At 66.0% G+C, this 14015-nt stretch carries 15 protein-coding genes; 5 read left to right on the forward strand and 10 right to left on the reverse strand.

Annotated elements, in window-relative coordinates:
• The 7 genes from ACV4UZ_RS09790 to nosZ all read right to left on the reverse strand — a co-directional run bounded on the left by ACV4UZ_RS09790 (position 1) and on the right by nosZ (position 8078).
• Entirely contained in the window at positions 1 to 963 is a 963-nt protein-coding gene (locus ACV4UZ_RS09790; RefSeq protein ID WP_491600685.1) for a NapH/MauN family ferredoxin-type protein, read from the reverse strand.
• A complete protein-coding gene (locus ACV4UZ_RS09795) occupies positions 963 to 1733 on the reverse strand; it encodes a 4Fe-4S dicluster domain-containing protein (protein ID WP_491600686.1) in 771 nt (256 codons plus the stop codon). The genes ACV4UZ_RS09790 and ACV4UZ_RS09795 overlap by 1 nt, the downstream gene beginning before the upstream one ends.
• On the reverse strand, positions 1723 to 3378 hold the full coding sequence (gene nosD, locus ACV4UZ_RS09800) for a nitrous oxide reductase family maturation protein NosD (RefSeq protein WP_491600687.1): 1656 nt from the start codon (positions 3376 to 3378) through the stop codon (positions 1723 to 1725). Before nosD ends, ACV4UZ_RS09795 begins: the two co-directional genes overlap by 11 nt.
• A 39-nt stretch (positions 3379 to 3417) precedes the next feature.
• Positions 3418 to 4089, reverse strand: coding sequence for a hypothetical protein (locus ACV4UZ_RS09805; RefSeq protein WP_491600688.1), 672 nt, complete (start codon positions 4087 to 4089; stop codon positions 3418 to 3420).
• 100 nt (positions 4090 to 4189) lie between these two features.
• Positions 4190 to 4945 carry a c-type cytochrome gene (locus ACV4UZ_RS09810; protein ID WP_491600689.1) on the reverse strand — a complete coding sequence of 252 codons (756 nt, stop codon included), beginning with the start codon at positions 4943 to 4945 and terminating at the stop codon, positions 4190 to 4192.
• A gap of 58 nt (positions 4946 to 5003) precedes the next feature.
• Positions 5004 to 5618 carry a c-type cytochrome gene (locus ACV4UZ_RS09815; protein WP_491600690.1) on the reverse strand — a complete coding sequence of 205 codons (615 nt, stop codon included), beginning with the start codon at positions 5616 to 5618 and terminating at the stop codon, positions 5004 to 5006.
• 255 nt (positions 5619 to 5873) lie between these two features.
• Complete coding sequence (gene nosZ / locus ACV4UZ_RS09820; protein ID WP_491600691.1) at positions 5874 to 8078, reverse strand: Sec-dependent nitrous-oxide reductase; 2205 nt, start codon at positions 8076 to 8078, stop codon at positions 5874 to 5876.
• Between the two features lie 267 nt (positions 8079 to 8345).
• On the opposite strand from nosZ, the gene ACV4UZ_RS09825 reads away from it, so the two are divergent.
• Together ACV4UZ_RS09825 and ACV4UZ_RS09830 are read left to right on the forward strand one after the other, a co-directional pair.
• Positions 8346 to 8969 carry an SCO family protein gene (locus tag ACV4UZ_RS09825; protein WP_491600692.1) on the forward strand — a complete coding sequence of 208 codons (624 nt, stop codon included), beginning with the start codon at positions 8346 to 8348 and terminating at the stop codon, positions 8967 to 8969.
• Positions 8966 to 9544, forward strand: coding sequence for a TlpA family protein disulfide reductase (locus ACV4UZ_RS09830; RefSeq protein WP_491600693.1), 579 nt, complete (start codon positions 8966 to 8968; stop codon positions 9542 to 9544). The genes ACV4UZ_RS09825 and ACV4UZ_RS09830 overlap by 4 nt, the downstream gene beginning before the upstream one ends.
• A gap of 196 nt (positions 9545 to 9740) precedes the next feature.
• Here the strand turns inward: ACV4UZ_RS09830 and ACV4UZ_RS09835 are convergent, their stop codons facing one another.
• The 3 genes from ACV4UZ_RS09835 to ACV4UZ_RS09845 form a co-directional block, all read right to left on the reverse strand.
• Positions 9741 to 10223: a copper chaperone PCu(A)C gene (locus ACV4UZ_RS09835; RefSeq protein ID WP_491600694.1), complete on the reverse strand. Its 483-nt coding sequence runs from the start codon at positions 10221 to 10223 to the stop codon at positions 9741 to 9743.
• 97 nt (positions 10224 to 10320) lie between these two features.
• Positions 10321 to 10707 (reverse strand): hypothetical protein, encoded by a 387-nt coding sequence (locus tag ACV4UZ_RS09840; RefSeq protein ID WP_491600695.1) that lies wholly within the window; start codon positions 10705 to 10707, stop codon positions 10321 to 10323.
• 136 nt (positions 10708 to 10843) lie between these two features.
• Positions 10844 to 11260 (reverse strand): bacteriohemerythrin, encoded by a 417-nt coding sequence (locus ACV4UZ_RS09845; protein WP_491600696.1) that lies wholly within the window; start codon positions 11258 to 11260, stop codon positions 10844 to 10846.
• 157 nt (positions 11261 to 11417) lie between these two features.
• Between ACV4UZ_RS09845 and ACV4UZ_RS09850 the strand changes: the two genes are divergently transcribed.
• The 3 genes from ACV4UZ_RS09850 (at position 11418) to ACV4UZ_RS09860 (ending at position 13945) form a co-directional block, all read left to right on the forward strand.
• Entirely contained in the window at positions 11418 to 11789 is a 372-nt protein-coding gene (locus ACV4UZ_RS09850; protein ID WP_491600697.1) for a hypothetical protein, read from the forward strand.
• A 90-nt stretch (positions 11790 to 11879) separates the two neighbouring features.
• The gene (locus ACV4UZ_RS09855; protein ID WP_491600698.1) at positions 11880 to 13034 is read left to right on the forward strand and encodes an EAL domain-containing protein; all 1155 of its coding nucleotides are present in this window, start codon (positions 11880 to 11882) and stop codon (positions 13032 to 13034) included.
• Positions 13031 to 13945: a diguanylate cyclase gene (locus ACV4UZ_RS09860; RefSeq protein ID WP_491600699.1), complete on the forward strand. Its 915-nt coding sequence runs from the start codon at positions 13031 to 13033 to the stop codon at positions 13943 to 13945. The genes ACV4UZ_RS09855 and ACV4UZ_RS09860 overlap by 4 nt, the downstream gene beginning before the upstream one ends.
• Positions 13946 to 14015: the final 70 nt, after the last annotated feature.

Consider the following 14015-nt stretch of genomic DNA (forward strand, 5'->3'; position numbering starts at 1 on the left):
CTACAACAGCTTGTCCAAACCCTTGACCTCGAACCTCAGCGACCCCGTCGGGCAGGCGTCGATGCACAGGCCGCAGCGGGTGCAGTCGGCGCCTATGGCGACGTTGACGTCCTCGGCATAGGTCTTCTTGGTGCAGTCCAGCACGTGTGGCACCAGGCAGACCTTGCGGCAATCGCCCTCGTTCAGGCAATTCTCCATATTGTAGGTGACGCGCAGCGGCGACACCGCGCCGACGAAGCCGTAGGTCAGCCCGATGGGGCAGATGTAGCGGCACCACATGCGGCGGATGAAGATGATCTCGTAGGCCAGCAGGCCCAGCACCCAGATCATGGCCAGACCGGGGCCGTAGATCAGGGCACGGCTGACGATGCCGGTGGGCGAGATGGATTCGAACACCGTATAGCCGCTGACCACCGCCAGCAGGGCGAACACCACGTAAAGCACGGTGCGTGAGGCGCGATGCAGGGGGTAGTCCACCACCATCTTGCGCTTGGCCAGCGCCAGATGGATCTTCTCGGCGATCTCGGCCAGCAGGTGGTAGGGGCAGGTCCACGAGCAGAAGGTCCGCCCGCCCAGCAGCCACCACATGAACAGCACCGTGCCGGTGCCGATCACCAGATTGATCAGGATGACCTTATAGGCCAGCATCACCTGGATGGCCGAATTCAGGTCGGCGAAGTGGAAGCCGATGACGCGGGACGCGGTCAGCGAGCCTTCCACCAGCTGGACGTCGAAGCCGAAGGACAGCACGAAGATCATGTTGACCATGATCAGCGTCGCCCAGCGGATGTTGCGCCACTTGTGGGAGTGCTTCTCGGCGTGGGCGGCCTTGATCTGGCGGGCCTTTTCCGGCCCCTTGACCTGCCGCCTGGCCTCCATCATGGCCAGGGCCTCGGGCGTGTAGCTGGTGGGCTTCTGCGGCTGGGCGCCCAGCATGATCCTCAGCGAGGAGAGGAGCTTCATCACGCGTCTCCCCACTTGCGCCGGATGTCGATGACGATGGAGGCCGGCTCGGTCGGGCAGATCATCTCGCACATGCCGCAGCCGACACAGGCCTCGTGCACCACCGGAGTCCTGCGCTTGTCGGCGGGGTCCTTGCTCATGGGCTCCAGGCTGATGGCGTTGGGAACCGGGCATTCGCGGACGCACAGGTCGCAAAGCTCCAGGTCGTACTTGTATTCCGCCAGCTTGACCGGCTTCCAGCGGTCGATCTCGGGATAGCGGTGAACCCCCTTGAACGGGGCGGGCCGCGCCGGCCCCTTCCAGCCCTCGCCCTTGCGCGCCAGGCAGGCGTTGGGGCGGTCCAGGCGGGCGAGGCCCATGCGGACCTCTTCCTTCTTGCTGATCTTGTGGCTGAGCGCCCCGGTCGGGCAGGCCAGCACGCATTGCACCGCGTCGCAGGAAAAGTCGCAGGCCTGGTCCCGGGCCGGAATGTAGGGCACGCCGACCCCGAAGCCCTCGTCCAGGTCGCCGAGATAGATGGCCCGCACCGGGCAGACCTGGACGCACTGGCCGCACTTGATGCAGGCGGCCAGGAACTCGGCCTCGTCGATGGCGCCCGGCGGCCGCAGCCGGGGCGTCCACTTGCGCAGCACCGGGAAGAATCCGAACAGAGAGGCACCGACCACCGCGCCACCCATGGCGATGGAGCGCATCACCATGCGCCGCGTCTTGTTGTTGGCATGGGGCACCGGGGCCGCCGGCTTGGGCGTGCCGTCCTCGTCAGTCATCATCCTTGCTCCCAGCGGAGGAGGGGCGGTTTGGTTCGGCAATTCCCCGACGCCGCTGGAATACCGGCGCGGCATCGGAAGGCGCGGCGGGGGCCAGGGCGGCGGGTGGCGGAGCGGCCGGCGCGGGCAAAGCCGCGGCGGGAGCGGGAACGGGCGGCGGAACCGCGACCGGCGGCGGGGCCGCGACGGGAGCCGGCGGCGGGGTATAGGGCTGGGCGTCGAGGGTCGGCGCGAAGATGGCCGACGAGGGACGATCCGACAGGCTGGAACCGCGCTCATGGGCGACGGGCACCTCGCCGGCCGGCTTGGGGCGGTCGGCATTCCTGGTCAGCTCCTCGGTGGTCTCCAGGGTCGAGCCGGCGCGGACCTTGGCGTCGGACGCCACCAGGGGATGCTTGTCCTCCAGCATCATCACCGGCTCGGAGAACGGCGCCAGGCGGTCGAGGAAATCCAGCACCTCCAGGAGTGGCGTACCCTTGAAGAAACGGGTGTTGGGCTTGTCCATCCACACCCGGCCGGCGTAATTGTACAGCCGGTGCGGCTTGTCGCCGACGCCGTTGCCGTCGCGGTCGAAGCCCTGGTAATCCTCCCAGCGGTTGCCGTCCCAGACGTTGCGCTTGGCGCTGCCGCCGCCATAGACCGCCAGTTCCGTGATGTTGCCGGTGAACAGATTGCCGGTGAACTCGTTGTCCTTCCAGTCGTTGAGGAAGGCGATGCCGATGTCGTTGTAGGCGATGCGGTTGCCGCGCAGATGGTTCTTGCTGTCGGGCTCGTAGGGTGCCACGTCGATGGAAATGCCTTGCGAGCAATAGAGAATGTCGTTGTTCTCGATCACCACGTCACTGCTTTCCTTGAGCGAAATGCAGACGCCCTGGGCTCCCACCGCCTTGGCGATGACGTTGTTCCGGAGTTCGTCGCCGGTGTCGTACATCATGGAGATGCCGGTGGAATTGTCGAAGAAGTAGTTGCTCTCGGCGATGTTGTACTGGGCCTGCATCAGGTGCAGGCCATAGCGCCCGCCGCTCTGGCGGTTGCCCACGAAGCGGTTGTGGTTGGAATACCAGAAGACGATGTCGCGGCCGCTGATGAACTGGTTGTTCTCGATCAGGTTATGGTGCGAGTACCACAGCTTGATGCCGTCGCCGCGCCTGCCCAGGCTGATCTTCTTGCCCTCCACCACGTTGCGCCGGACGGTGTTGCGCTCGGACTGCTCCAGGCTGAATCCGAACAGCACGTTGTCCATGCGGACGTCTTCGATCAGGTTGTCCTTGCCGCGCACCTGGATGCCGGCATCCTGCTTGGCGTGGCTGGGCCCCGAATTGGTGATGCGGAAGTTGCGCACGGTGGCGCCGTCGGTCTTGATCCACAGGACCGACCCCACCCCCTCGCCGTCCAGGGTCACCTGGTTCTTGCCGTCGAAGATGATCGGCTTGCTGACCACCAGATGGGACTTGTAGCGCCCCGGCGGCGGCGTGATCACCTGGCCGGGCTGGGCGATGTCGATCAGGGCCTGCAGCAGGGCGGAATCCAGCAGCGGTTCCGGCTCCTGCCCCTGGGGGGCCGCCCCGGCGGTGGACAGCCCGGCGGCGAAGACGAAAGCCAGTGTCGCCAGTCTAGACTTGGAAAAGGTCTTGAACCAAACAACCATGGACCTCGTCTCCGCTCCGTCTTCGGGTTGCGAACGGGACTATTCCGACTTCAGCGCCTTGCGCTGCAGCAGCAGCGCCACGATCAGGCACAGCGACGCCGCCACCAGCAGGCCGAAGCCGTAATGGGGGTAGGAGAAGGTGCCGAACTGCGCCACCTTGCCCTCGCCGAACACGGTGGGCATGAAGGGCTTGACCGAGAAGGCCGCCCACGGGCGCAGGTTGTGGCCGAACCACCACAGCCAGGCGGAATAATCGACCACGAAGGCCACCGGAATGACGATACCCGACAGGGGCAGCGTCCACCAGAACGGCCCGGCATAGAACAGGAAGGCAAGCAGCATCACGCCCACCAGCGAGAACAGGTAGGGGGCGGCCATGATCTCGTACTTGGCGCCCACCTCGATGGGCTCCATGCCGATGAAGTGGTTGATGACGTTCATTTCCTCGACGCAGTCGAGGCCGCCCTCCTCGTCGCCCCAGGCCGCCTTCTTGGCGTCCTTCGGCTTATCCTGGCTGGTGCAGCCGTTGAACACGCCGTTGACGTGGAAGTGAATGCGGATGCCGTCGGGGAAGGTCTCGGCCGGGTAGTTGGGCGCCTTCAGGGCCACCCACCAGATGGGCGAGAAATACGCGCCGCCGATAAGAAGCATGGCGATCACGGTCAGAATCCGCACGAGCGCCGGCTTGCTCTTGCTGTTGTTGTTGGCCATGGAAATCAACCCCGTTGGCTGGTCAGGTGGATCGGAGGGAGGGCGGCGCCCCGGATGAAATCCGGACACCGCCCCATTGTCCACCTTATATCAGAAAAATCTACTGGAAGTCAGGATTTTTCCAGCCCTTGGGCGCGATCATGTTGGCCGGGGGCTTCAGACGCGAGGTGTAGTCCAGCACCGCCTTGGTGTCGCGCTCGGTGAAGGTCTGGATCTGCTTCATCATGTCGGGGTTGGCGTTGCGGCGCTTGCCTTCCTTGATCCACTGGTACTGGCGCATCAGGTACTCGTAGTGCTGACCGTGGATGCGGGGATAGAACTTGTCGTTGTCGCCGGCACCGTCGGCGCCGTGGCAGCGGGTGCAGTTCTCTTCATACAGCTTCTTGCCGTGGGCCAGATCCTTGCCGTCGCCCACGCCGGGCTCGGGGTTCATGGGCAGCTTGGCCATGTAGGCGGCCACGTCGGCGATGGCCTGCGGGCCACCGATCTGCGACGGCAGGGCGAAGGGGTACATGGTGGGGTTGTCGCGGTTCAGCGCGCGGATGTCGGCCAGCTGCTTGATGGTGACCTTGGGATGCTGGCCGGCCAGCTGCGGGAAGGTGCCGTCGGTCAGGCCCCAGCCTTCCATCTGATGGCAGGCGGAGCACACCTCGTAGACCTCGCGGCCGTTCTTCAGGTCGGGCTTCAGCTTGAGGGCCTCGTCCTCCTCGCCGCCGCCGGCATGCCACTGGTAGCCTTCCTCGCCGAGCGACTTGCCCTTGGTGGGAACGGCGCCACCGGCGGCGATGGCGGCGCCACCGGCGAGCAGGGCGGAAACAGCGGCCATCACGGCCAGGCTGTGCTTAAGCTTCAACATGGTTCTATCTCCAGGGTCTAGCAAACTGGGCCGCACACTAGCGCGGCCCGGTCCGGCCTCACTTGACTGTGGACAAGTATTCCGCAATCTGGGCGATTTCGTCATCATTGACCAAGTGCATCACAGGCTGCATGGCGTTGGCCTTGCCGTTGGCGCGCGCGCCGGTCTTGATGTCCTTGGTCTGGGCCAGAATATAGGCCTTGTCCTGGCCGGCGATGGCGGGATAGCCGGGCAGCGGCTTCTTGGCCTCCTTGCCGTGGCAGGCGACGCAGGTCTTGGTCAGGAACAGGGTCTTGCCCGGATGCGGCGCGCCGGCGGCGGCGGCGGGAGCGGCCTCCTCCTTCAGGCTGGCCAGATAGGCGGAGACCGCCTTCATGTCGTCGTCGGACATATCCTCGACGATGGGCTTCATGGAATCGACGCTCTGGCCGTTGGTCCGGGCACCGGACTTGATGTCCTTCATCTGGTTGAACATGTAGTCGGCGTTCTGGCCGGCCAGCTTGGGGAAGCCTTCCTGCAGCGGGGTCTTGGCGTCCTCGCCGTGGCAGGCGGCGCAGCCCTTGTCGGCATAGAGCGCCTTGCCATCGGCGGCGAGCGCGGACCCCAGGGAAACGGCGCCGAAGGCGGCGGCCAAAGCCATGACGGGAAGCTGCCGCTTGATGGTCTTGAACATGTCTGATCCTCTCCAGCTCGGTACGACCAGGGACATGGACCGGCCCGCCCCCGAATTGCCACGGAAACTACGCGCGGGGCGCGACCGTCCCCATGACTTTGGTTAAGTATCTGACTTTTCGGGGTGCCGGCGTGATGCGCGTCACGAACGAGGCCCCCGGCCATGAAAAAAGGCGGAGCGGGCAAGCCCACCCCGCCTGATCCTTTCCGCGGTCCGCCGGGACGGGAGAACCCGCCCCGGCCATACCGCAACCGCTTACTTGGCGGCTTCCACCTTCTTGGCGCCGTTCTGCTCCAGGAAGGTCTTGGCACGCAGGCCGATATCGGCGGCCTTGACCTGATACTGGAACCACTGCTCGGCCCACAGGAAGGCGCTGTTGAAGTCGCCCTTGGCGGCGAATTCCTCAGACTTCTTCTTGTTCTGCTCGGCGTAGCCCAGCTGCTCGGTGGCGTCCTCGACCATGGCGACCACCTGCGGGAAGTCCTTGAAGTTCACGCTGGTGATGTAGCCGACGACGCTGTTGATGACGGCCTGGGTGTCGTTGTTGGCCTTCACGCGGGCGTCGTACTCCTTCTGGCCGTAGACCTGGCCTTCCTTGGCCTTGGCACCCGTCGCCTTGTAGTTGGCGGGCTGAACCAGCAGGTAGCCTTCCATCTCGAGGTGCAGCGCCGAGCAGAACTCGGTGCAGTAGTACGGGTACACGCCGGCCTTGTTGGCCTTGATGGTCAGCGAGGCGGTCTTGCCCGGCTCGATGGACAGGTTGCCGTTGTGCTTGGAGATGGCGAAACCATGGGTTTCGTCCTGGGCACGCTCGAGGTTGGTCAGGTGGACGGTGATTTCGTCACCCTCGTTCGCCTCGATGATTTCCGGCGTGATGTGCGAGCGGATCACGGTGCCGAACACCTCGACCTTGCCCGGCTTCTTCTCGACGCGCTCCTGGCCGGGACGCACCGCGAACGGCGACTTCTTCTCGGTACGGGAGTCGGTGCCGAACGGATAGCGGACGTTGGTCTTCAGCTTCTCGGTCGCGATGGACACGGCGTAGTGGGGCTCGCCCAGCGGCAGCGGCATATCGTACAGCAGCTGCATCTTGTCGCCGGAGATGTCGATCAGCTGGTGGTTCTGCGGATGCAGCGGACCCACCTGGGCGAAACGATCGATGGCCAGCTTGTTCAGCGCGATCAGGTACTTGCCCTTGGGCTTGGCGGTGTCGCCTTCCATGGCCATCAGGTGGCCGATGTTGTAGTGCACCGACACCTTGTCCAGCACCTTGCCTTCACAGTAGTCCCACTTGGCCACCATGGAGTCCACGTACAGCGAGGTGTACGCGACGCAGGGCTTGGCGTCGTACTGGGTGTGGAGCGGGCCGAGGCCCAGCGCCACCTGCTTGTGGGCGACGGTCTCGAGAGCGATGATCGGAATGCCGTACTCGTCCTTGGCGGCATAGTTGCCGGCCTTCATGGCGGCTTCGATCTTGGCGATGTCGTAGACGGTGGTGTGGCTGTCCAGCTTGCCGGACACGATCACGTACTTGCCGTCGGGGGTGACGTCGGCGCCGTGGGGGCTCTTGGGCTCGGGGATGAGCACCAGGATGCCTTCCTTGACCGCGGTCTCGATGGTCAGCACGTTGTGGCCGTTGATCTTCTTGGCCTTGCCGGCCTTGACCAGCTCGGCGGCCTTCTTCCAGTTGATCACGTGCAGGTAGTCGTGGTCCTTGGCCGAGCAGCCCGCCTCGAAGGGCGGACGGCCGCGCTCGATGCCGCCGACGTAGCGCTCGGTGCAGAAGGAGTTCACGAAAGCCCAGCCGTCCGACGGGCCCTTGCCGAAGTCGGACAGGTCCTGGCTGTAGGGCGGCAGTTCGAGGGAGAACGAGTTCTCGGGCTCGATGCGGCCATGCTCGCGGTTGAACTTCCAGAAGGTGGTCGCGCCGCGATACTTCTCGTTGAACTGCTCCAGCGGAGCGAATTCACCGCCCAGCGGGGCGGCGTACTGGGCGGGCTCGATCACGTAGTCGGTGTTCGGGCTGACGAAGGCGCCGCCGTGCTCGGACTGCATGATCGGGTTCTGGACGATCTGCTTGGTCTCGAAGTCGCGCAGGTCGACCACCGCGATGCGGGGCGTGTTCTTGTCGTTGATGAACAGCCACTGGCCGTCGGTCTCGCCGTTGGTCTCGGAGATGGCCGGATGGTGGGTATCGCCCCACAGGATGGTGCGGCCCTGGACGTCCGAGCCCTGCTTCAGCACGGCCTTGGATTCGTCGTCGTAGCCATAGCCCTGCCAGGGCTCGGGAGTGAACACGCCGATGTACTTCAGGATGCGCATCGAGGGCACGCCGTACACGATCACCTGACCGCTCTGGCCACCCGAGCTGAACACCACGAATTCGTCGATCTTGCCGGTCGGATGATAGGTCTTGGCGGCGGCCATCAGATCGTTTTCGGTCAGACCACGGCGCTTCATCACATCCTGCAGCGTCTCCGCCGAGGCGGCACTGGCCACAAGGGCGCCAAAGCTGACAGTAGCGAGCAGAGTCGCCAGTTTGCGGCTTCTATGCATCTTCCCCACCTTTTGAATTGTTGAAACTGAACAAAATGATACCCAACCTTCGCCGAAGACGATGGGACCGGGGCGGGGCAAAAGCCTTAACTTTCGTCAAGAAAGCCCACGTAAATTCCGCGCGCCCTCGGCATGGCCGCCGGGCTATGATCGCGCTTCCCAAATGCCCCGATGAGCGGCATCAAGGAGCGTCACGAGGACAAGGGATCGATGGACATGCGACGGTTGCTGCTTACCCTTCTGATGTGCCTGGCCGTGATTCCGGCAGCCCGCGCCCAGGAGGATTCCAGGGTTTCCGGGCGTTTCCTGCTGACCGACATGAACGGGCGGACCGTCACCGACGAGATGTACCGGGGCCGGGTCCGCCTGGTCACCTTCGGCTACACCTTCTGCCCCGACATCTGCCCCACCGTCCTCAACACCCTGTCGGCGGCGCTGGACCATCTGGGCCCCGACAAGGCCAAGGTGGCGACGCTGTTCATCTCGGTCGACCCCGAGCGCGACACCCCGGCCCATCTCAAGGAATACCTGAACGCCTTCCCCGACATCACCGGCCTGTCGGGCACGCCCGAGCAGGTTGCCGCCGCCGCGCGCAACTTCAAGGTCCGCTACGAGCGTCAGAAGCCCGAGGGCGACGATCCCAAAACCTATGCCGTGGACCACACCGCCTCCATCTACATCATGGACCGCGAGGGCAATTTCCTGGCCAAGCTGCCGCATATGGCCGCGCCGGACCGGGTGGCCGACCGGGTGCGTTCGTACCTTGCGCCCCGCAGGGCCGAGGACCGGCAATGAAGCGCCGCGCCTTCATCCTGGCGGCGGCCGCCCTGGCCGCGCGCCCCGCCTGGGCCGCTCCCAAGGGACAGCGCGGCCTGGTCATCCACGACCAGCCCCGGCCCGTGGCGGCGCTGGACATCAGGGATGCGGATTCCCGGCCTGCCGGGCTTGAAACCCTGAAAGGCAAGCCGATCCTGCTGAATCTGTGGGCCAGCTGGTGCATGCCCTGCGTCGCCGAGCTTCCGGCGCTGGACCGCCTGAAGCCCGCCCTCGACGCCAAGGGCGTCGCCCTGGTCGCCCTGTCGCTGGACCGGGGCGGCAAGCTGACGGTGGTCAACACCTTCGCCCGCCTCGGCATCAAGAACCTGGGCATCCATACCGACGAGAACCGCGCGGCGGCGGAAAAGCTGGACGCGCCCGCCCTGCCCGTCACCCTGCTGATCGATGCCCAGGGGCGCGAGGTCGCGCGTTTCATCGGGGCCGCCGAGTGGGACGGCCCCGACGCGGCCCGCCTGCTGGACGCCCTGGCGACGGGAAGCCGCCCGACCCCGGACATGGCGCCGCCCCCGGTCAAGATGGGCGCGGCGCCTTAAGAACGACGAGCGTCAAATATGAAACAGGCTGTCATGCTGAGCGCCGGCGAAGCATCTTTCAGCCTGAGGCGGCTGCCGCAGGTGCCTGAAAGACCCTTCGCCAAGGCTCAGGGTGACAATCCGTCTCTGATTTGACGCTCGATGCTTTAAAAGGCCCGCGCGCCCTGGCGGACGCGCGGACGGAGCGAAGCGGCGGCTACTTGTGGCCGTGGTGCATCATGCCGCCCGGCATGGCGGAGCCCGGCGCCATGGCGCCCGGCGCCTGCACCGGAACCTGGACCATGACCGCGCCGGCCTTCTCGAATTTCAGGGTCACCGGCACGGTGGTGCCTTCCTTCACCGGGGCGTTGAGCCCGATGAACATGATGTGGTCGCCGCCCGGCTTCAGGTCCACCGTGCCATGCTGGGGCAGCGCCAGGGAGTCCACCTTGCGCATGCGGTAGATGTCGCCGTCCTTCACATGGGTATGCAGCTCGACGCTCTTGGAAATGCCGGCCTCGGCCGCCACCAGCCGGTCGGCGCCGCCGTGGTTGCGGATGGTCATGAAGGCGGCTCCGGTGCCGCCGGTCATGGGAGCGGCCCGCATGAACGGATTGACCACCTCGATATCGGCGGCGGCCGCCTCTCCGGCGACGGACAGCCCCAGCAGCAGGGCGGCGGCAATGGCAATGGACTTCATCGGGAAACTCCAGACAGTAGACAGGTGCTGTCGCCCCCGGACGAGGGGGACGGCGAAAAATCACGATGGGGAATTTCAGGGATGGCGGCGGGCGACGTCAAGCCGCCGCGATCGGAGGGCCGCGGGCGAGCTGGTGGCGGGATGCCTGCCCGTCCCTGTGTGTCGAACCGGTCGCGGCGATGCGAAGCCCTGCCGTACCTGCGGTGGGTACTTTGAAGGTTGGGGACGGCAATGCCCCTTTCGCCGGCGACGCGGCCTGGCACACCAGGCAGCATCCGTGACTTTCCGACTGCCCCTCCTCGCCCAGGGGGGATGGAACCGCCGTACGCTCGGTTCCGCCCGCGGGCGACGCGTGGCAGATGCCGGTCCGCGCGGCCAGCGTCACCAGGAAGGTTTCCCCCCTGAACGCCAGATCGAGACCGGGCAGCAACCCCTGGAAGACGAATCCCGCCGCCACCAGCGCGACCGCCAGCAGCCGCGCCATGGGGCGGCGGCCGATGCGGAAGAGCGACGGGACGGCAGGGACAGAACGCAAGGCGGTCCTCCTCGGGGGTCCTACAGGAACGCACGCCCGGCGATCGCCGACATTGACCCTGATCAAGTCCGGAGCAAGGCGCTGTTCAACCCTGAGCGGCGGCGGGACGGCGGGCGGCGACCGCCCGGGCCCGCACATAGGGGGCCAGCCTGGAATCCTCGCCCAGGATGTGGGCCATCACCCACTTTTCCATCAGGCTGCGGACCGCCGACACGAAATCCTCGTGGCTGATGCCGGACAGCAGCGGCAGCAGCAGGACGCGGCGCAGGGCGGCCGCCATCTCGGCGTGCAGCGCCTTGTGCCGGTGATAGTCGGGAAAGCCGCACTGAAGCATCAGCTGCTCCTCGCGGGAGAAATGGTCCCCCGCCTCGGCCATCAGCCGCGCGGCGGCCGACTTGGCGGCATCGAGCGTCCGGCTGGCTTCCAGTTCACGCCAGACGGCGATCATGCGATCATGGTCGTCGTCGAGTCCCTGGTGTCCGATGCGGTAGCTCGCGGCCATGTCTCCCCCCTGGAAGTACAAGGAAATAGTCCCTCAAGTTCCGCGAACGAACAAACGCCACTCTGTGACGCTTTCCCGCGTCAAAATGACGGTTTATGGTCAAATTCAAGCCGATCAGCCTACAAGACTTCGCCAAGCATTCCGAAAGCCATAATCCATGAGCCAATACGCCTTCTTCTCCGCCATGCTTCGGTTCGTGGCCGCCAAGACCGCCGCCACCGCTTCGGACTCGCGGACGGCCGACATGATGGCGATCCTGCGCCGCATCGCCGACACGGTGGAGCGCGACCCCGACTTCGAAATCCCCGGCGACGGGCTGGAACTGGCCGCCCGCGCCCTGGCCGGCTTCGCCGCCTTCCTGCAGAAGAGCATCCTTCCCGAGGCCGTGGCCCACGGCAACCAGGGAGGCGAGGCCCAGATCCGCTGGGCGGTGGACCGCGCCATGGACGCCGTCAACACCTTGCTGGCGCGGGCGGCGCTGCAGGACGGCCAGCCGGTGCGCATCACCCTGCCACCGCCCCCGGGTTGATACGTAATTCACCTTACTCTTGCCCCCCTGCCATTGGGCATGGTTCACTGGCCGATCATCTACCGGACGTTTCGCGGAGCTGACGAGGGTATGCTGACCAGGGATGTTGCGGCGGGCGAGGTGATCTTCCGCCAGGGTGATGCCGCCGACATGGCCTATCTGATCGAGTCGGGCACCATCCAGATTCGCCATGACGGCGCGGCCGAGTGCGAAGCCCGCCCCCTGGCCCTGCTGGGACCGGGCGAGGTGTTCGGTGAGTTGGGCGTCATCGACGGCGAGCCGCGCTCGGCCACCGCAATCGCCCAGACTTCGGCCCGGCTGGTCACGGTAAGCGCGGAGAAGATCCAGCAATCCATCGCCCGCTCCGACCCGTTCTTCGCGGAACTGATGCGCAAGCTGGTCGGACGGCTGCGCAACTCGCGGACCAAGGGCGAGGCCGAAATCGTGGCCGACCTGCAAAGCTCGGGCTTCGGTCCGGGCTTCGAGGACATCCTGCGCGAGCGCGACATCGCCGAGGGCATCATCCGGGGCGAGATCGAGCCCTTCCTCCAGCCCGTCGTCGATCTGCGGACCGGCGCCATCCGGGGATATGAATCGCTGGCGCGCTGGCGCTCCGACAAATTCGGCCTGATGACGCCCTGCGCCTTCCTGCCGCTGGCGCGGCGGACCGGCCTGATCCGCCGCATCGACCTGACCATGGCCGACCGGGCGCTGAACATCTGCGCCGGCTTCGGACGGGACGAGGACGCCCCCTACGTGGCCATCAACATTTCGGCCTGGCACCTGCGCGACCGCACCCTGGTCGATACCCTGAAGCGCATGCTGGCCCAGCACCGCCTGCCGCCGCGGCGGGTCTGCGTCGAGATCACCGAGACCATGCTGATCGACGAGACCTCCGACGCCGATTGCCTGCTGGCCGAATTGCGCGATTGCGGCATCCGCGTCGCGCTGGACGATTTCGGCACCGGCTTCTCGCCGCTGGCCTTCCTCTACCGCCTGCCCATCGACACCCTGAAGATCGACGGCTCCATGGTGGAGGGCATCGAGTCCTCGGCCCGCCAGCGGGGCGTGCTGGAGGGCCTGAGGGAATTGTGCGCCCGCCTCGGCATCGAGGTCATCGCCGAGGGCATCGAATCGGAGCGGACCGCGGCCAGCTTGCTGGAACTGGGTTTCACCCTGGGCCAGGGAACCCATTTCGCCGCCCCCGCCGCCGTGGACGAGGCCCTGCGGAAACAGGCGTCATGACCAGCGAACCCGACGATGCCACCCACATCCACGTGCAGGCCGAACAGGTGTTCGCCAGTCTGGCCGCCTACCAGCACGCCCTGACCAGCCACGTGGACTGGCTGCAATCCTGGTACAGCTCGGTTCTCAACTGGGACGACCAGGCCCGCCCCAACCCGGCCGCCGAGCACTGCCGCTTCACCGAATGGTACGATGGCGCCGGCCAGTCGGCGCTGGCCGGCTATCCCGCCTTCGGCGAACTGGGAAAGCTGCACCGCGAAATTCATTCCAAGGCCGAGCAGATCACCGAGCGGGCGGCGGGTGGACATACCGTCACCACCTCGGATTACGAGTCCATGATGGCCCTGGTCCTGGCCTTCAGCACCACCGCCCAGGGGCTGGAACGCGACACCTGGCGCACCCTGGCGACGGTGGACGCCCTGACCGGCCTGGGCAACCGCCAGACCATGATGAGCCACCTGATCGGCGAGCGCGACCGCGCCATCCGCCTGAAGCAGCCCTGCTGCGTCGGGCTGGTGGACATCGACCATTTCAAGAGGATCAACGACACCCACGGCCACGCGGTGGGCGACCGGGTGCTCCGCGCGGTGGCGGAAGTCCTGCGCAACACCGTCCGGCCCTATGACGTGCTGTACCGCTATGGCGGCGAGGAGTTCCTGGTCTGCCTGCCCGCCGCCACCCAGACGGACGGCCTGCACGTGCTGGAACGCATGCGCGCCGCCATTGCCGGACTGAACCTGTCCACGGCTTCGGGCCGGCCCATTCCCGTCACCGCGACCTTCGGCCTGGCCGAACTGTCCGCCGACCTGTCGGTGGAGGAATCCCTCGACCGCGCCGATATCGCGCTTTACGACGGCAAGCGCGGCGGGCGGAACCGGGTGACGGTGTGGTGCGGCGACGGCCCGGCCTGAAGGCGGCCGACACGATGGCTGGACACCCCAAACTATTGGGGTATCATTCTCCTATCGAAAGCTAGGTCGG

It is taken from the genome of Paramagnetospirillum sp., from assembly GCF_058402745.1.